Annotated in this window: 17 protein-coding genes; 16 read left to right on the forward strand and 1 reads right to left on the reverse strand. The window is 41.9% G+C overall.

Annotated elements, in window-relative coordinates:
* Positions 1 to 77 precede the first annotated feature (77 nt).
* The 14 genes from hemE to M0N77_RS03475 all read left to right on the forward strand — a co-directional run bounded on the left by hemE (position 78) and on the right by M0N77_RS03475 (position 15,613).
* Positions 78 to 1,229 carry a uroporphyrinogen decarboxylase gene (gene hemE / locus M0N77_RS03410; RefSeq protein ID WP_353103544.1) on the forward strand — a complete coding sequence of 384 codons (1,152 nt, stop codon included), beginning with the start codon at positions 78 to 80 and terminating at the stop codon, positions 1,227 to 1,229.
* 59 nt (positions 1,230 to 1,288) lie between these two features.
* Positions 1,289 to 2,356: an N-acetyl-gamma-glutamyl-phosphate reductase gene (gene argC / locus M0N77_RS03415; RefSeq protein ID WP_353103546.1), complete on the forward strand. Its 1,068-nt coding sequence runs from the start codon at positions 1,289 to 1,291 to the stop codon at positions 2,354 to 2,356.
* A gap of 236 nt (positions 2,357 to 2,592) precedes the next feature.
* Positions 2,593 to 3,531: a hypothetical protein gene (locus tag M0N77_RS03420; RefSeq protein ID WP_353103548.1), complete on the forward strand. Its 939-nt coding sequence runs from the start codon at positions 2,593 to 2,595 to the stop codon at positions 3,529 to 3,531.
* Between the two features lie 87 nt (positions 3,532 to 3,618).
* Positions 3,619 to 4,038 (forward strand): ATP-dependent Clp protease adaptor ClpS, encoded by a 420-nt coding sequence (locus tag M0N77_RS03425; RefSeq protein ID WP_353103550.1) that lies wholly within the window; start codon positions 3,619 to 3,621, stop codon positions 4,036 to 4,038.
* Positions 4,039 to 4,577: 539 nt separating this feature from the next.
* On the forward strand, positions 4,578 to 7,148 hold the full coding sequence (gene clpA, locus M0N77_RS03430) for an ATP-dependent Clp protease ATP-binding subunit ClpA (RefSeq protein ID WP_353103551.1): 2,571 nt from the start codon (positions 4,578 to 4,580) through the stop codon (positions 7,146 to 7,148).
* A gap of 210 nt (positions 7,149 to 7,358) precedes the next feature.
* Positions 7,359 to 8,123: a uracil-DNA glycosylase gene (locus tag M0N77_RS03435; RefSeq protein WP_353103553.1), complete on the forward strand. Its 765-nt coding sequence runs from the start codon at positions 7,359 to 7,361 to the stop codon at positions 8,121 to 8,123.
* A 52-nt stretch (positions 8,124 to 8,175) separates the two neighbouring features.
* Positions 8,176 to 8,775, forward strand: a complete 600-nt coding sequence (tadA, locus tag M0N77_RS03440; RefSeq protein ID WP_353103555.1) for a tRNA adenosine(34) deaminase TadA — start codon at positions 8,176 to 8,178, stop codon at positions 8,773 to 8,775.
* A gap of 167 nt (positions 8,776 to 8,942) precedes the next feature.
* Positions 8,943 to 9,698: a (d)CMP kinase gene (gene cmk / locus M0N77_RS03445; protein WP_353103557.1), complete on the forward strand. Its 756-nt coding sequence runs from the start codon at positions 8,943 to 8,945 to the stop codon at positions 9,696 to 9,698.
* A 322-nt stretch (positions 9,699 to 10,020) separates the two neighbouring features.
* Positions 10,021 to 11,709, forward strand: a complete 1,689-nt coding sequence (rpsA, locus tag M0N77_RS03450; RefSeq protein WP_353103559.1) for a 30S ribosomal protein S1 — start codon at positions 10,021 to 10,023, stop codon at positions 11,707 to 11,709.
* Positions 11,710 to 11,997: 288 nt separating this feature from the next.
* Positions 11,998 to 12,300, forward strand: coding sequence for an integration host factor subunit beta (locus M0N77_RS03455; protein ID WP_353105555.1), 303 nt, complete (start codon positions 11,998 to 12,000; stop codon positions 12,298 to 12,300).
* Between the two features lie 107 nt (positions 12,301 to 12,407).
* A complete protein-coding gene (locus tag M0N77_RS03460) occupies positions 12,408 to 12,824 on the forward strand; it encodes a lipopolysaccharide assembly protein LapA domain-containing protein (RefSeq protein WP_353103561.1) in 417 nt (138 codons plus the stop codon).
* A 152-nt stretch (positions 12,825 to 12,976) separates the two neighbouring features.
* Positions 12,977 to 13,693 carry an orotidine-5'-phosphate decarboxylase gene (pyrF, locus tag M0N77_RS03465; protein ID WP_353103563.1) on the forward strand — a complete coding sequence of 239 codons (717 nt, stop codon included), beginning with the start codon at positions 12,977 to 12,979 and terminating at the stop codon, positions 13,691 to 13,693.
* 175 nt (positions 13,694 to 13,868) lie between these two features.
* Positions 13,869 to 14,663: a metallophosphoesterase gene (locus M0N77_RS03470; protein ID WP_353103564.1), complete on the forward strand. Its 795-nt coding sequence runs from the start codon at positions 13,869 to 13,871 to the stop codon at positions 14,661 to 14,663.
* Between the two features lie 113 nt (positions 14,664 to 14,776).
* Entirely contained in the window at positions 14,777 to 15,613 is an 837-nt protein-coding gene (locus tag M0N77_RS03475) for a histidine phosphatase family protein (RefSeq protein WP_353103566.1), read from the forward strand.
* Between the two features lie 147 nt (positions 15,614 to 15,760).
* Here M0N77_RS03475 and rpsT read toward each other — a convergent pair whose 3' ends face one another.
* The gene (rpsT, locus tag M0N77_RS03480; RefSeq protein WP_353103568.1) at positions 15,761 to 16,027 is read right to left on the reverse strand and encodes a 30S ribosomal protein S20; all 267 of its coding nucleotides are present in this window, start codon (positions 16,025 to 16,027) and stop codon (positions 15,761 to 15,763) included.
* A gap of 605 nt (positions 16,028 to 16,632) precedes the next feature.
* On the opposite strand from rpsT, the gene M0N77_RS03485 reads away from it, so the two are divergent.
* A complete protein-coding gene (locus tag M0N77_RS03485; RefSeq protein ID WP_353103570.1) occupies positions 16,633 to 17,334 on the forward strand; it encodes an NAD-dependent epimerase/dehydratase family protein in 702 nt (233 codons plus the stop codon).
* A 129-nt stretch (positions 17,335 to 17,463) separates the two neighbouring features.
* Positions 17,464 to 17,979, forward strand: coding sequence for a ribonuclease E activity regulator RraA (rraA, locus tag M0N77_RS03490; protein ID WP_353105556.1), 516 nt, complete (start codon positions 17,464 to 17,466; stop codon positions 17,977 to 17,979).
* Positions 17,980 to 18,151: the final 172 nt, after the last annotated feature.

Below are 18,151 nucleotides of genomic sequence, written 5' to 3' on the forward strand. Positions count from 1 at the left end.
ACTATGTTTACATTTAATTAATAATCTTTATTTAATTATTGATAATGACAATAAATTTCTGATTTTGGAGATCATCCATGAGTGTTTCAAGTAGCACTTTATCAAACGCTAACGCTGCAAATGAGCATAATTTTGCGCCACTAAAAAACGATAGATTATTGCGAGCGATGCGCTTTGAGCCTATAGATATGACTCCAGTCTGGATGATGCGTCAAGCAGGGCGTTATCTACCAGAATATAAGGCGACTCGTGCTGAAGCAGGCGATTTTATGAGTCTGTGTAAAGACACCGATCGGGCTACTGAGGTGACACTACAGCCGCTGCGTCGTATGGATCTGGATGCTGCCATTTTGTTCAGTGATATTTTGACTATTCCTGATGCGATGGGTTTAGGTTTGTATTTTGAGACTGGTGAAGGTCCAAAATTTAAGTATCCTATCCGTACTCAAGCAGACCTTGATCGTCTGCCTGTTTTGGAGGTTAACGATTCACTTGATTATGTGATGCGAGCAGTCACGAGTATTCGTAAAGCGCTGAACGGCCAAGTGCCACTATTTGGTTTTTCTGGTAGTCCATGGACACTAGCGACTTATATGATTGAGGGCGGCAGCTCAAAAGATTATCGCTATACCAAAGGCTTTTTATATAGCAATCCTCAGTTTTTGCATCAGCTGCTAGATAAGATTGCTAATGCCGTCATTGATTATTTGGACGCGCAAGTAGTTGCTGGCGCGCAGATCCTGCAAATATTTGATAGTTGGGGCGGCGCATTAGGTCATCGCCAATTTATCGATTTCTCACACAATTATAATAAGCGTATTGTCGCTGAGTTAAAGAAGCGTCATCCTCAGGTGCCGGTAGTATTATTTACTAAAGGTGGCGGTTTGTGGCTTGATGTACAAGCCGATAGCGAAGCGGATGCCTTAGGTCTAGATTGGACGATGCCACTTGAGCGTGCCCGTCAAGTCTTGAATCAAAGTCAGCGTGATTTGACCAAACGTCATAAAACTTTGCAAGGTAGCAAAGCTATCCAAGGTAATATGGATCCGGCGACTCTGTATGGCTCTCCTGAGACGATTCGTAGCGAGGTCAAGCTTATGCTAGACGGCGCTTATGCTGGCGGCGATAAGACAGGCTATATTGCCAATTTGGGCCACGGTATTACTCAATGGGTCAATCCGGACAATGCTAAAGTCTTTATCGATGCGGTACATGACTACAAGATTTAGCGCACAAAGAGTTGTGGTATAAATATTAGCTTTATAAAAGTAATTAAAAAGGATGGGTTATGATTTCAGCAGCGATTGTCGGTGGTACTGGTTATACAGGTATTGAGCTTATTCGGCTATTGTCAGCCCATCCTGAAGTGTCTATTGATTTATTAACCTCTCGTAGCGAAGCAGGTATTCGCGCTGATGAGATCTTTCCAAGTCTGCGCGGTATCTCCGACATCGTCTTTAGCGATTTAGGGCAAGATACACTAGCAGCGCTACAAAAATGTGATGTAGTGTTTTTTGCCACTCCGCATGGTGTCGCTATGCAGCAAGCTGAGGCTTTAACTGAGGCGGGCGTCAAAGTTATTGACTTAGCCGCTGATTTTCGTCTGCAATCTTTGGTAGAGTTTGAAAAATGGTATAACCAAACCCATGCGTGTCCCGAATTATTAAAAAGCGCAGTTTATGGTTTGCCAGAGATCAACCGCGATAAATTAGCGAATGCTATGGTAGTAGGCAATCCAGGCTGTTATCCAACGACCGCTATCTTAGGCCTAAAACCTATTATCAGTTTGCAAAATAATAAAAGCGAGCGCTTGATAGAGTCACGTATCATTATCGATGCAAAATCTGGAGTTTCTGGGGCGGGGCGTCAAGCTAGCCTAGCGCTCAATTATGCAGAGACTACCGACAATTTCAAAGCTTATGGCGTTACCGGTCATCGGCATTTGCCTGAGATTGAGCAAGGGGTTGAGCAACTACTGGCCAGTCAATTTAGTCAGCGTATTCGGTTTTTGCCGCATTTAGTACCGATGATACGTGGTATGTTAAGCTCCATTCATTTGGAGCTGACAGAGGCGGGTACTGCTATCGACTGGCAGCATGAGTTTGAGACAAACTATGCTAGCGAGGCTTTTATTGATGTGTTGCCAGCGGGTAGCTACCCTGATACTCGCAGTGTCCGCGCTAGCAATCGTTTGCGTATTGGCATCTATCAAAACAATGAGCGTCGTGAGCTAACCGTGTTAGTCGTACAAGATAACTTAGTTAAAGGCGCAGCAGGACAGGCCGTACAAAACCTAAATGTGATGTTTGGCTTTGATGAAAAGCTAGGGTTAAACGCAGCGCCTATTGTGCCTTAATTTACTATGCCTTAGTTTACTTTGCTTTAATGAGTGTTTAGCTATTTTTTAGAGCATTGTTTTTTAGCTTAAACTATTCGTTTATAGCTTGATTAACCCGTAATCTGTAGCCATAGTGAGGTTTGTCTGACAGCCACTATTGACTGCTGATTCACTGCGCTTACGGTGCGATGCTAGGTATTGCCAATAAATTCCGTTATAATACATCGCCTTTCTTCTAAAGAGATACTGTCCAGATGCGTGTTAAGACTGCCCTCCGCTTGCGCTTGCAGCCAGCACATTTACCGTGTCAAGCGACTCTATTCTCTTATAAATCGTCACTAAATAAGGCTGTAACAGCTAGTAGTGATAGTAGGCAGGTTAGCGATTCTAAGAAGTTTGCGCCTAACCAAAATCAAGCTAAAAGCGGTACTTTTAAAGTTTATAAGACTAGCTTACAAAGCAGTCAGACGGGCGCGGCATCATGGATATTAGCGCTGTTTGCGGCGGTGATACTACTGACAGCGATAGTCGGACTTATCTTTGGTCATAATTTTGGTTATCAGCGCGGTTACCACGCGGCGCAGGCAGAAACCAAAAAAGCGGTAGATAGCGGTCAGATGACAGTACAAGAGCTTGAAGAGCTGCGCACTAGTCATAAAGTGCTGAGCAATCAAGTAGCGATAGCCAAGCAAGAGTTGACCATAAGTCTTAATAATTTAGATGAGCTGCGTCAAAACCAAAAAGAGCTTAGTATTGAAAACAGACAAATCAGTCAGCTAAACGAGCTATATGCCCAAGCCCTTAGTAAAACTGGTGGTCTACCTTTGCAAGTGATGGCAGCTAAGATTGAACCATTGCCAGAGAATGCTTTTGAGTATGGTTTTGATGTGGCCATGCTTAGTAAAGACAGTCAAGCTAAGTATTTAAACGTCAGTTTGAGCTTGCTTAACGATGACGATTTTGTCGAGATACCATTAGACCCTAAGCGTTATTTGATCGAAGGTATTGCTCGTATTCGCGGCCGTTTCGTAATGCCCAACACTTTCAAACCTATGCAAGTGAAATTAACCTTAGAGGCGGACGGTCAAACCGTTGAGCAGTTATATGATTGGGAGCTTGGAGCTAAGGTAGATAATATGCCCATCTCCTTAATAGATTTGCCAGAAGTCGATCACTCCCCTATAGAGCCTTGAGCCCTCTGTGGTTTTATCCTAAATCATAGCTATCTATCAAGCTTTACGGGCAGCTTATCCTCATTTTTTATTTGAATTACTACTACTATGACAAAGCACTATTTATCAACTCTTAACAGCATTGAACCCACAGTTTTGGACTGGCATCTGCCTAGTATGCCAGCTGGTATTCGCGCGCAAGAAGACGATCCAGATAGCGAAACTGCGCCGCAAGCAGACGTCTTGGTCGCGGAGCCTGAGATTGCTAAGCCGCCTATGTACGCGGTTGTCATGTACAATGATAACTATACTCCCATGGAGTTTGTGGTTTATATCTTACAATCAGAGTTCAAACATAACGTCGATTCTGCGGTACAAATCATGCTAACCATTCATAATACTAGTAAAGGTATTGCTGGTATTTATCCTAAAGATATTGCTGAAACTAAGGCCAAAAAAGTCAATAGCTTAGCGCACCGTGAAGGCTATCCACTACTAACTCAGATTGAGCCGCACCAAGGCGAATAATTAAGCTTAAATTAGCTTTTCATCACTTTATTAGCAACCGCTCACATCGTCCATTTTTGTAGACTCATTCTAGAGTCTATGTCGTTTTATCTCGCTGTTTTATCCCTTGATTTTTACTAGTCTAAGCCCTATATAGTTTATAAGGGCTGGGCTTGTAGAGTCCATATTATTCATAAAATCATACTTATTACCGCAATTTTATTCAGCTCATAGCTAGCAAAGCTTCTATTTGTATCTATTATCTATCTACCTTTATTATCAACTTCTATTTTGTTATCAATCAGCGTTTAGATGGCTGATGGTAGCTTGCTTGTCTCACGGCTAATATGCTTTGATACATTTTAGTAGCGGTTAAAAGATTGACTATCTACTACTATCATGTTGATATGAATAAAAGCGAATAATATTCTAACTAGTCCAAATAATAGCCATTATCTATCAACAACCCTATCATTTGCGCTTGAACAATCTTGATATCGCCCTAATTTATCAGTTAAGCTATTAAATTATAAAGAGTTATACAACCGTAGGAATTCGTTATGTTAAGTCGTCATCTTGAAGTCTCTTTACGTTTAGCAATGACGCTTGCGCGCCAAAAATCGCATGAGTATCTCACTGTTGAGCACTTACTACTAGCGCTGCTTGAGAACACTCACGCAGCTAATACGCTGACTGCTTGTAACGCTAATGTCTCAAGTTTACGTACTGAGCTTGAGGCTTATATTAATAAGCATACGCCAACGGTAGATGTAAACTTAGAGCAGTCCCCGCAGCCAACCCAAAGCTTTGATCGTATCTTGCAGCGAGCCATCTTCCATGTACAATCTATCGGCGGTGGCCGCTTGGTGGAAGGCTCAGATATTTTAGTGTCTATGTTCTCTGAGCATGATACTTATGCGGTTTATTTGCTCAAAAAGCAGGGCATCAGTCGTTTAGAGTTGACCCAATATCTCTCGCATGGTCAAGATAAAGACGAGCCAGCTGAGTCGCGTACCATGACCGGCGATCGTCGTAGTGCTTCTGAGAAAACGAGCAAAGATCCGTTAGTAGAATTTGCTACTAATCTAAACCAGCGTGCTGCCGAGGGCAAAACAGATCCGCTCATTGGCCGTGCTCCTGAGATTGAGCGTACTGCACAAGTATTATGCCGTCGCCGCAAAAACAACCCATTGTTGGTGGGCGAGCCAGGTGTAGGTAAGACCTCTATCGCTGAGGGTCTTGCGTGGTTAATTATCAATGATAAAGCGCCAAAACCGCTTAATGGCTGTGTCATCTACAGTTTAGATATTGGCTCGTTAATTGCGGGCACTAAGTATCGCGGTGATTTTGAAAAACGTATGAAGTCGCTACTTGATGCGTTGAAGAAAAAGCCAAATGCTATCTTGTTCATTGATGAGATCCACATGATTATTGGTGCAGGCTCCTCTATGAGCAGCAATATGGATGTCTCTAACCTAATCAAGCCTGCGCTTGCTAATGGTGAGCTGCGCTGTATTGGGTCGACAACCTTTACCGAGTATCGCCAAGTGTTCGAAAAAGATCACGCTTTATCACGCCGCTTCCAAAAGATTGATGTTAAAGAACCAAGCGTCGCTGACAGTATTGATATCTTGCGTGGTTTAAAGCCGCGTTACGAAGAGTTTCATAATGTTGAATACACTGATGAGGCTTTAGTTAGTGCGGTAGAGCTGTCATCCAAGCATATCCATGAGCGCTTCTTACCAGACAAAGCGATTGATGTCATCGATGAAGCAGGGGCCTATAAGCGTTTAGGCGTGATCCCTGATGCCGAGGACATTCAAGCGGAAGAGAGCTTTATCGCTGATCTTGAACAAGATATGGACGATAGCGATTATGACGCTGAGATGGCTATTGGTGATGAAGCTGATATCGATAATGAGATGAGTGAGCAAGCCGCTTTAGCTAAATCCAATGATAAGTCTAAGACTGCCAAGCAAGCGACAGATTTTGATTATGCCGGTTCAGATAATGCCAAAAAAGCGCCAATCAAAATCGATGTCGCTGATATTGAAGCTATCGTAGCAAAACTAGCTCGCATTCCGCCCAAGTCAGTCTCTACCGATGATAAGAGTATTCTTGAGCACTTAGATCGTGATCTTAAGCACTTAGTCTTTGGTCAAAATGAGGCGATTGAGAATCTAGCCGATGCTATTAAGTTATCACGTGCTGGTCTTAAAGCGCCTGACAAGCCTATTGGTTCCTTTATGTTTGCTGGTCCTACCGGTGTCGGTAAAACGGAAGTCTCGCGCCAGTTGGCTAACTTATTAGGCGTAGAGCTGGTGCGTTTTGATATGAGTGAGTATATGGAAGCACATACTGCCTCGCGTTTGATTGGTGCGCCTCCAGGGTATGTCGGTTACGATCAAGGTGGATTACTCACTGAAAAGATTAATCAGCACCCTCATTGTGTTTTGTTATTAGATGAGATCGAAAAAGCGCATCCTGATGTCTTTAACTTGTTATTACAGGTTATGGATCATGGTACCTTGACTGATAATAACGGCCGCGTAGCTATCTTTAAACAAGTCATTATTATTATGACTACTAACGTTGGTGCTGATAGTATCAGTCGCTCATCGATGGGCTTTACCGAGCAAGACCACAGCCGCGATAACACTGAGGCACTCAAGCGTGTGTTTACTCCTGAATTCCGTAACCGTCTAGATGCGATTATTCAGTTCAATGCGCTAGATCCTTCGGTAGTGACCTCTGTGGTTGATAAGTTCCTGGTTGAGCTACAAGTACAGCTTGATGATAAGCAAGTGACGCTTGAGATTGATGACGAGGTACGCGATTATCTAGCGGATAAAGGTTATGATCGTTTGATGGGCGCGCGTCCTATGCAGCGCTTGATACAAGATGAGATCAAAAAGCCATTAGCAAGCATGATCTTGTTTGGTGATCTCGTCAATGGCGGAGTGGTGCATCTAACCTTAGAGCCTAAAGAAGAGGCGCAGGACGCTGATACGGTTAAGCTTGGTAAGAGTAACGAGAAGTCTTCTGAAAAAGGCTCCTCGGATAGCCGCATTATTCTGACTGTGGTTGAAACTCATGAGCCGCGCTCAGATTCTGAATCTGTCGCTAGCTAGTTCAAGCTCCATCTTTAGTAATAAACGGTTATTCCTAACTATAGGGGTAGCCGTTTTTTATGGCATTTATTCAACAACTGCTCTTTTAAATCTATAATGAAAAACAACAGATATTTTTGTTACTCTTACTTTATCAGCAGTGCTCATTTGTAAATGTTCAACAGACCTTAATAAACAAAATTTACTAATAATTAAAAAGGTAAAATAACCATGAATTTATTTGATGATTTATCAGACGATGACGTAGGTAGTCAGCCTACCACCAAAACCGCGGCCGAAAAAAAAGCTATTTTGGATAAAGTAAAGCTGCCAGAAGATTGGAAAAAGGCATTAGAAGATGAGCTGACCTCAACCAATATGGATGAGCTGCGCGAGTTTCTCAAACAAGCCTATCAATCAGGGGATAGTATTTATCCGCCAGCTCCGCTAATGTTCAATGCGCTAAATTTGACACCACTGTCAAATGTAAAAGTCGTCATTTTAGGTCAAGATCCCTATCATGGCTCAGGACAGGCGATGGGGTTATCTTTTTCAGTACCCAAAACTATTCCAAAGCCGCCCTCCCTAAATAATGTGCTAAAAGAGATGGCCAGTGACATAGGAACAACACCCTCTAAACATGGCGATTTGACATATTGGGCGCAGCAAGGAGTGCTGCTATTAAACAGCTCGTTAACGGTCCGCGAGGGCGAGCCCAATAGCCATCAAAACGCCGGTTGGGAGCAGTTCACTGATAAAGTTATCGATGTGGTTAATGAACAAACCGAGCACACGGTTTTTATCTTATGGGGTAGTAAAGCACAGAAAAAAGGCAAGTATATCGATACCGATAAGCATTTGATTTTGACTGCGGTGCATCCGTCACCACTCGCGGCAAATCGTGGTGGGTTTTTTGGTACTAAGCCTTTTTCTAAGACCAATGATTATCTAAAGCAGCATGGTCAAACGCCTATTGATTGGCAGCTGCCCCAGTAAGCCGCTAGTCATGTAAGTAATCCCCTAGTGATCTAAATAATTTAAGTAAGCTATGATAAATACCGATATTCAGCGATTATATTCTCTATCAGGTTTGTACACTCTACAGCCTTACCAGCAAACAATCTTGGGGGTAGTAGGCAACCAATTAGCTAATTGTCGCTTTTGGTCGCTTGCAGACTATCAGTGGATGCATTATGCCATTAACCTTGCTCGTCAAGGAGCTAAATATGGCGAGGTGCCAGTAGGGGCGGTACTTATCCATAATAATGCAATTATCGGTCAAGGGTTTAATCAGCCAATCGGTAAGCATGACGCCACTGCTCACGCTGAGATTACTGCTATAAGGGAAGCTTGCCAAAGTCTTAATAATTATCGATTGCCTGCTAATACTACTTTATATGTGACTTTAGAGCCTTGTACCATGTGTGTTGGCGCTCTTATTCACGCGCGTTTGACTAGACTAGTTTACGCCGCTAATGAGCCGCGAGCGGGAATGGTTGGCAGTCAGATGAATCTACCTGAGCAGCCTTTTTATAATCACAATATAAAGGTGCAAAAAGGCTTATGTCTTGAGCACAGTAGTCAGTTACTAAAAGACTTTTTTCGTCAGCGAAGACAAGCCAAAAATAACAACATAAGCATAAGTTGATCAGCGACTTATAGCGAAACGCAGCCTCTGTTAACAAGATATATGCCCTAAAACTAGTGGCATTGTTACTATCTTGCTATAATATTGCCCTGTTCAATTTTGCTGATATTATTGGTGTTTACGGTTAGTGTTATCTTTATAAAATTTTTCATAATTATTGAGCCATTATGACCAAATCTGAATTACTATCCTCCTCTACCGATAATGAGAGCTTAACAACAGCACGCTATCCTGTTATTTGTATCGATGGACCAAGTGGCGCTGGCAAAGGCACAGTAGCATGGCGATTGGCTCAAAGTTTAGGCTATCAGTTATTAGATTCTGGCGCGTTGTATCGAATTGTAGGTCTAAAAGCGTTTGAGGCGGGTTTGCTTACTGCCAATAGTGAAGAGGTTATTGACGAGGCGGCACTATTGAAGTTGACGCAGAGTCTAAATATCTCTTTTGAGCTTAATGATGACTCAGGGCGCGTCGATATCATCGTCAATGGTGAGCGCGTGGGCGAGCAGGTGCGTAATGAGACAGTGGGCGGTTATGCTTCGCGAGTAGCGGTATTTGCTGAGGTGCGTCAATCTTTGCTGGAGTTACAGCAGAATATGGCAAAATACTGCGGTTTAGTGGCTGATGGTCGTGATATGGGCACGGTAGTGTTTCCAGATGCTGAGGTAAAAGTATTTTTGACCGCGAGCGCTGAGGCGCGTGCTGAGCGCCGAGTCAACCAACTCGAAAAGTCTGGTCAAGCCGCTGATTATCAAGCTATCCTACAAACTATCAAAGCACGTGATGAGCGTGACGAAAACCGTAGTACAGCGCCTTCAAAACCTGCAAGTGACGCGCTAGTGTTAGATAGCTCAGCTTTAGGAGCGGATGTGGTTTATGAGCAAATAAAAAGTTACTGTCAGCAGCAAGGTATTTGTTTTTAATTGACTTTGCCTAGTCAAAGAGTAGATGCGTAATAAAAGCTAAGTTTCAAACAGAAATATAACGATTAATTAGTCGTAAAAAGATTGTTTTTAATGTAAAATCATAGGGGTAACTAAAAGACTGCACAAAAAAGCAAGTTATCGATTAAGTTATGAGTAAGGCAAAGACAGTTGTTGCTAATGAGCCTGATACTTTGCTTATTAGCAACAACCGTTTTTTTATATGGCTTTATAAGATATAAAACCAGTATCTCGTTTTATAGAGTCATAAATTTGATCCGTACTGTGCTGGACAGGCTACGGCTATACAAAGGTAGATATAATGGAATCATTTGCTGAACTATTTGAAGCGAGCATCGAAGAAACAGGTCTAGATATCGAGCGTGGCTCGGTTATTACTGGTACTGTTGTGGCCATCGATAACGACTGGATCACGGTAGATACTGGTCTTAAATCTGAAGGTATCGTCGCTCGTGAAGAGTTTTTAAGCGAAGAGGGCGAGATTGAAGTTGAAGTTGGCGATAGTGTTGATGTAGTCGTTGAAGCCGTCGATAACGGTATGGGTCAAACCTTACTATCACGCGAAAAAGCTAAGCGCGTTGAAACGTGGAATATCTTAGAGAAAATCTCTAACAATGATGAGATCGTTAAAGGTATTATTTCAAGCAAAGTTAAAGGTGGCTTTACTGTTGATATCGGCTCAGTACGTGCGTTCTTACCAGGTTCTTTGGTAGATGTTCGTCCTATCCGTGATACTACGCATCTTGAAGGCAAAGAGCTAGAATTCAAAGTTATCAAACTTGACCAAAAACGTAACAACGTCGTCGTTAGCCGCCGTGCCGTTATGGAAGCTGAAAACTCAGCTGAGCGCGAAGAGCTATTGAACAAGCTTGAAGAAGGTATCGAGATCGAAGGTATCGTTAAGAACCTAACCGATTACGGTGCGTTCGTTGATTTGGGTGGTATTGATGGTCTACTTCACATCACTGATATGGCATGGCGCCGTATTAAGCACCCATCAGAAGTCGTTGAAGTAGGTCAAGACCTAAAAGTTAAAGTATTGAAGTTTGACCGTGAGCGCAACCGCGTAAGCCTAGGTCTTAAGCAGCTTGGTACGGATCCTTGGGATAATGTTGGCGGTACCTACCCAGTAGGTAGCGTAGTAAAAGCTCGCGTCACTAACCTAACGGATTATGGCTGTTTTGCTGAGATCTCTGAAGGTATCGAAGGCTTAGTCCACGTATCAGAGATGGATCACACTAACAAAAACATCCATCCTTCAAAAGTCGTGCAAGTAGGCGATGAAGTTGAAGTAATGATTCTTGATATCGACGAAGAGCGTCGCCGTATCAGCTTAGGTATCAAACAAACGCTTGCTAATCCATGGGATGAGTTCGATAAGAAGCATGAGCGCGGTGATAAGATCACGGGTACTATCAAATCAATCACTGATTTTGGTATCTTTATTGGTCTAGACGGCGGTATCGATGGTTTAGTTCACTTATCTGATATCTCTTGGAATGAAACTGGCGAAGAAGCTATCCGTAACTACAACAAAGGTGACACTGTAGAAGCTATGGTCTTGTCTGTAGATGCAGAAGCCAATCGTATCAGCCTAGGCGTCAAACAGTTGAGCTCTGATCCATTCAACGAATACCTAGTCGGTAACGACCGCGGCGCTATCGTTAATGGTAAAGTAAAAGAAGTAGACGCTAAAGGAGCTACTATCGAGCTTGCTGACGAAGTTGAAGGTTACTTACGTGCCTCTGAGATTCAACGTGACCGCGTTGAAGATGCCACTAAGCATCTATCTGTTGGTGATGATGTTGAAGCAAAAATCATCAGTGTGGATCGTAAAACACGTAACATCAGCTTGTCAATCAAAGCAAAAGACGAAGCAGAAGAGCGTCAAGCGATTAAAGATTTGGGCGGTGCAGGTACTACTGCAGCAGCAGGAACTGATGCACAACCAAAAACTATTGGCGATTTGATCAAAGAGCAAATGCAGTAAGTTTTAGTACTATTGACTCATTAATAAGTAATAAAAAAAGCGGCTTCGGTCGCTTTTTTTTGTCCAAATTTTAACCAAAGAAAATATTTAGTATAATTTGCCTGAAAAAAGCAAACTTTCATTCCTATTTGCATTATTTTCCGTTATTATTTGCCACCTCAGCTTTTGAGACGTAAACTAACACTAAGTACTTGAATCGTTGTAATCTTTTATAAAAGCTGCGGCAAAATTTATAGCTGAAAATCTCTTATCGATATGACAAACTAAAAATATGGGGCAAGTGTGACAATGCAACAAGCGATAAATAAATCTGATTTTATTAATAACTTGAGTGTCAACTGTGACACGATGGCTGAGACCGTCGTTGATGATGCAGTGCGCGAGATAATCAACTTAATGGTAGATACTTTAGCTAATGATGGCCGCGTTGAAGTGCGCGGATTTGGTAGCTTTTGTTTGCACCATCGCCGTGCACGTGTAGGCCGTAATCCTAAAACTGGCGAAAGTGTTCCTGTACCTGCCAAAGCTATTCCGCATTTCAAGCCCGGCAAAGCGCTACGCGAAGCGGTCAATGATAAAGTAGCTTTATAAAAACTATCGCACAATTATAATTAATAATAAATTAACATTGCGACTTTGATCAACAGGGCGCTTTAACCATAAATCACTACTACTACTAACTAGGAGGTAATGGCATCATGCGCTTTATACTTTTTGTGCTCTTGTTTTTGAGCTTCGCTTATGCTTTAGGTTTGGTATTAGTAAATAATACTGATATCGGTGTTAATTTACTATTCTCACAAGCGCCCGCTATGAATTTGGGCCTGCTACTTATCTTATGCCTGACTTTGGGTATCATTATTGGCTTACTCCTCTCATTATTATTGTTCCGAGTGTTTCAAAATAAATGGGAGATATCGCGTTTGCAAAAGAACAATGCTCATTTGCAAGAGCAGCTCAATCAAGCCAATATTGCTATCGACCGTCAGGCCAATGCGCCAACAGCAGAGCAAGCGATTTATGGTACTCCAGCCGCGCCAGGAGTGGTAGCTGATGATATTGATAATACTATTGCTGCAGACGCTAGCGTAATCAAAAAAACTAAGCGTTTTTGATAATTGCTTTTGGCAATTATAGTTAACGGTAGCTATTGATTATGACGGGATTAAGAGAGTGGCCAAAAATAGTAGTCTCACTATTATCAAAGCTTATAAAAACTACTCCCATTTCACTTTAATTTTCATCTTTAATATAAAACGGTAAAATAATGAGCGATAACCTAGCTAACCCTAAGGCAAAGATTTCACCTATTATTGTCGCTTTAGATAATATTTCTATGGACGCAGCCTTAGCGCTAGCAGATAACCTAGACCCAACGCTTTGCCGTCTAAAAGTAGGTAAAGAGCTGTTCACTCGTTCAGGTCCGGCCATAGTACAAGCTTTGCATCAGCGCCAGTTTGAGGTGTTTTTAGATCTAAAATTCCATGATATTCCTAATACTACGGCGCAAGCGGTATTGGCTGCTGCAGACTTAGGAGTGTGGATGGTCAATGTTCATGCTAGTTGTGGTTATGAGGCTATGGCATTGGCCAAGCAGCGTTTGTTAGAGAATAATTATGACACGTTACTAATCGCAGTGACGGTGTTGACCTCTATGAATCAGCAATCGCTAGCGCAAATTGGCGTTGAGGATAAGTTGGAGTCGCAGGTTAGTCGGTTAGCAAAGCTGACTCAAGAGGCGGGTCTTGACGGAGTGGTTTGCTCAGCGCAAGAAGCGAAGAGGCTCAAAGCGCTATGTGGTAATGACTTCAAACTCATTACCCCCGGTATTCGTCTGTTAGAGGACAGTAGTGATGATCAGCAGCGTGTTTGTACGCCTAAGCAGGCGTTAGCAGATGGGTCTGATTATTTAGTAATTGGCCGCTCAATCACCAAGGCTGACGATCCTATTGCTAAGTTAAATAAGATACTGTTAGAGCTATAAAGCTTAGTTGGCTATTAAAGACTTTAAATTATATATCATCATAAAAAGACAACCTAAATGGTTGTCTTTTTTACTCTCTAACGCCATATCAATAAGTGCTACACTAGCTTTCGTTATAAACAGATAAATAATAACTTCCAAAAACTAATACATTTAACCTTTTTTATTGAGTGGTATGAAATTCCAGATATTAAGTGACTTGCATATTGATAGTTATGTTAGACAATCGCATCCTATGGGGCATATTCCTAAGACTGACGCTGATATTGTATTAGTCGCAGGGGATACGGCTAATAGTGATAGCGGTATGCCTTGGCTGCAACAGCAAGCTTTGCGTTTGCAAGTGCCAGTATTGACCATTGCTGGTAATCATGAATATTTTAATGAAGACATACTGCATTTTGATAAAAAGCTGGCTATGTGGGATAACTATAATCCCGAGCGTAACCAAGGAGTGCATGTCTTGCAGTGTCAGCATGTCGATATTGGTGAGGTGCGTATTTTGGGTTGTACTTTATGGACGGATTATCAATATCAGGCCAATGATGAGACTATGGATATTGCTAAGCGTTTTATGCGGGATTATAAGCAGATCTATGCAGGTACACAGATGTTCTCGCCAGAGCTGTCAATGCGCATTCATCAGCAGCAGCGCCAATGGCTCAAGCAAGCGTTGATAGAGTCAAAACAGCTTGGCAAAAAGACTGTAGTAATGAGTCACCACAGCATTAGCCCGTTATCGGTATCAGAGAAATACGCTACACTGCCAAGTAACGCCGCTTTTGTGACCGATTTATCAGCATGGATGTATGAGGACTGGGCACCAACGCTTTGGGTACATGGTCACACTCATGAAGCTTTTGATTATCGGCTTAATAATACTCGGGTTATCATCAATCCACGCGCTTATCCCAATGAAGTTAGTAGCACGGAGCTGGCGTTTGCTTGGGATAGAGTTGTTGAGATTTAACAGCTACTAAAATTTAATAGCTATTATGATTTAACAGTTACTAGGCTACTTTTATTGAACTTACCGCTACTCATTTTTAGGATAGATCACTAAAGGATTTACTACCCACTTTTATGAATAAGCTCCCTGACACTACCAAAGTTAAACTCAATCCTGACGTGTCAGCCAGGCATAGTCCTAGTGCACAGGCTCCTGCGCACCTGCCAGATAGTATGATGTCCTCGGTAAGTGTTTTACCTGAAAATAAGCGTCTTATTCTATTTACCAGGCATTCACTGCGTGAGCGCTCTGATGGCAATGGTTTTGCCAGTTATCAGCTGCCTTTAACGCCTAAGGGCCGCGTATTGGCTAAGTCGTGGGGGCGTTGGCTATCGGGTCATTTGCCGTATTCGCTTGATGTTGATAGTATCTCAAGTCCAATAGGTCGCTGTATAGACACCGCTATGCTGATGCAACAGGGCGCAGGCTTGAGCCGCAGTATTTTGCATCAATCGTTGTTAGTGGAGCCAGGTAGTTTAGTCACTGAGCCTGAAATCGCTAATCCTGTGTTTAAAGAGATTGGCGTGCTAAACTTTATTAATCGCTTTTTACAAAACAATCTTGATGGTACCAAAAACCCTTATCAAGGCGGCTTAGATATTCTGTCATTATTCTATCAGCATCAGCCGCAAGTGGGGCACATGATGCTAGCGGTAAGTCATGATACTTTGTTATCGGCATTTTTGGCAGTAATGCTAGATGTTATTGAGATCGACTGGAATGATTGGCCAAAGATGATGGAAGGGGTGTTTTTGTGGTTTGATGATGAGCCTTTTGCTAAGGCTAATGCCAATTTTATTTGGCGCGGTCAACTTTATACGCGTCCAGTAAGTCATTTATTAGATAATTATCATGCCTCTGGATTTACTACAGATAAACTGCTACTGCCACCTGAAGTCAAATGGGATTAGGGTTTAACGTTTTTTGTAAGCTTGATTATTATAAAGTAGCTTTATCTAGCAATCGTCCATAAAAAAACCTTGCTCCAGCGCGAAACTGGTAACAAGGTTTTTATAACGTTATGAACTTAGCAATACTAATAGCAAAAACCTATTAGATTAAGCTTGTAAACCTTTGATTGCTTTGTTTAAACGGCTCTTACGACGAGCAGCTTTATTCTTGTGAATAATGCCTTTGTCAGCCATACGGTCAAGAACCGGTACCGCTTTTTTGTAAGCTTCAGTTGCCGCATCATAGTCTTTTGACTCGATAGCTGCGTCAACACGCTTTAGGTAAGTACGAACCATAGAACGCTGTGAAGCAGAGTGTTGGCGACGTTTGGTGTTTTGACGGGCGCGTTTACGAGCTTGTGCAGTATTAGCCACGCGTATCTCCTTGATAAAGACAGATAAAAATATGAATGTGGATTACAGTAATAGTTTTAACCATCATCGGTGACGAGCAGCCGTCTCGCCAAACATGATGTTGATGCTTGAGTTAAAATATAAAAATTAAAGTCAGTCATCAAATGCGTTAAAGCCGTTTGGAATAATTAAATAGCTTCAACGTGTAAAGCCGGACATTTTAGCAAATTATTAGCCTAAGAACAATATGTTTGACCGAAGATGTCTAAAGAAGTGTGTACTTAGCTAGTTGGGCCATCAAATAGCTGGTTTTATCGACGTCTATTGATTTTTTAAATGACACTGATAGGTCGTTTTGCGTATTTAACCGTTAGTTCTTTGATAAAATCTCTTACAATTAATGATAAGTAATAACAGCAGTAATCGGTTAACTTATAGAGGTTACCGGTTATAAAGTCTAGAATGGCTCTGGCAGAAACTCTTAGCTAGCATGATAGCTGTGATTAAGAGATATGACTAATGGTTATGGCTAGGGGCTACAGCTAGTAGTTATTGAGATTTAATGATTTATAAGCTGGATAACGAAACGATTGATTAACATACCTCATTAAAAGAATGGATAGGCTATGCAGCGTAAAGCAATTGTAATTGGTGCCACAGGCTTGGTGGGACAGCATCTCGTCAAACAACTAAGTGAGATATATGATACGTTAATCGTTATTGCTAGACGTCCGCTGCGCTATATTAATGCCAGTATTCATTTCTACCAAGTTAACGATTTTGAGAACTTATCAGAGATCTGTACTAGCGTTGGCGCTGATCATAATACCGATGCCTTTAGCTGTTTGGGTACCACTAGGAAGCTGGCAGGTAGCGATGAGACTTTTCGTAAAGTCGACCATGATTATAATGTGAATTTTGCCACTTTATGCCGAAATAAAGGTGTAGAGAATTTCTTTTTATTATCTGCTATGAATAACGATATCAATAGCCGCTTTTTATATAATCGCGTCAAAGCGGAGACTGAACAATCTATTATTGATTTGGGCTTTAAGCAGCTTTATATTTTTCGTCCTTCATTATTATTAGGTAAACATAAAGGCCGGACGCTAGAAAACATGAGCCAAAATATCTTTAAAGTACTATCGCCTTTGGTGCCAGAGTCTTTATCTATTCATCCTATTAGTGCTAAACGTGTGGCTAGTGCCATGACTATGAGCGCTAATGACCTGTATGAGCGCCGTAAATATCAAGCAGATAATGTGCCTAACGCGGTTAGTATTATTGAAAATAAACAGATGCTTGCGATGACACGAGTAAAGCACTAGTATTAACGATTAGGCTAGTAAAGGTAGCTAAAAAATCACAAATAGCCTAAGTAAAAAATATAAATAAAATAACTTGTACCACAAACGAATAAACAAACAAGGAGCACGACTATGCCGGATATCAATACCATGACTAAAGAGGATTTTGTAACCTGTGATTTATTGGATGCCAATCCTGAATCGCAAGTCTGTCTGCCAAATATCGAAGGCAAGTCGTTTTATAGCTTTGGCGGCCGAGATAAATTCTGCGGCGAGATTGTGACGGTCAAATGTTTTGAAGATAATAGCCGAGTAAAAGAGCTGCTAAATAACGAGGGTAAAGATAAGAATGGCAATGGTAAAGTCTTGGTGGTCGATGGCGGCGGCTCTATGCGCTGCGCGCTACTTGGAGATATGATTGCACAGTCTGCTATTGATAATGGCTGGGCAGGAGTGGTGGTCTATGGCTGTGTTCGCGATGTCGATGACATGGCGCAGATGGATATTGGCGTAATGGCATTAGGCTGTATACCACGCAAATCAACGCGCCGTGATGAAGGACAAACGGATATTGAGATCAGCTTTGGCGATATGACGCTAAACTCAGGGATGTATCTGTATGCTGACAACAACGGTATGATCGCTAGCGAAAAACCTCTACTGTAATGACTTGCCTCTCAGTATCCGCTAGGCAATATAAGTCAGTAGCTAAGCGTTAACTCACTCTTTATCCGTTAGCGCTTAGCTGTCATTTTCAAAAGTATTCCAAAAAACAAGCTGACAAACCGTTACGGCATAACTTTTGGTCAATGGCCAAAATATTCGTATAATAACTCTT

It is taken from the genome of Psychrobacter sp. AH5 (genome assembly GCF_040371085.1).
In the GTDB taxonomy this organism is placed as follows: domain Bacteria; phylum Pseudomonadota; class Gammaproteobacteria; order Pseudomonadales; family Moraxellaceae; genus Psychrobacter.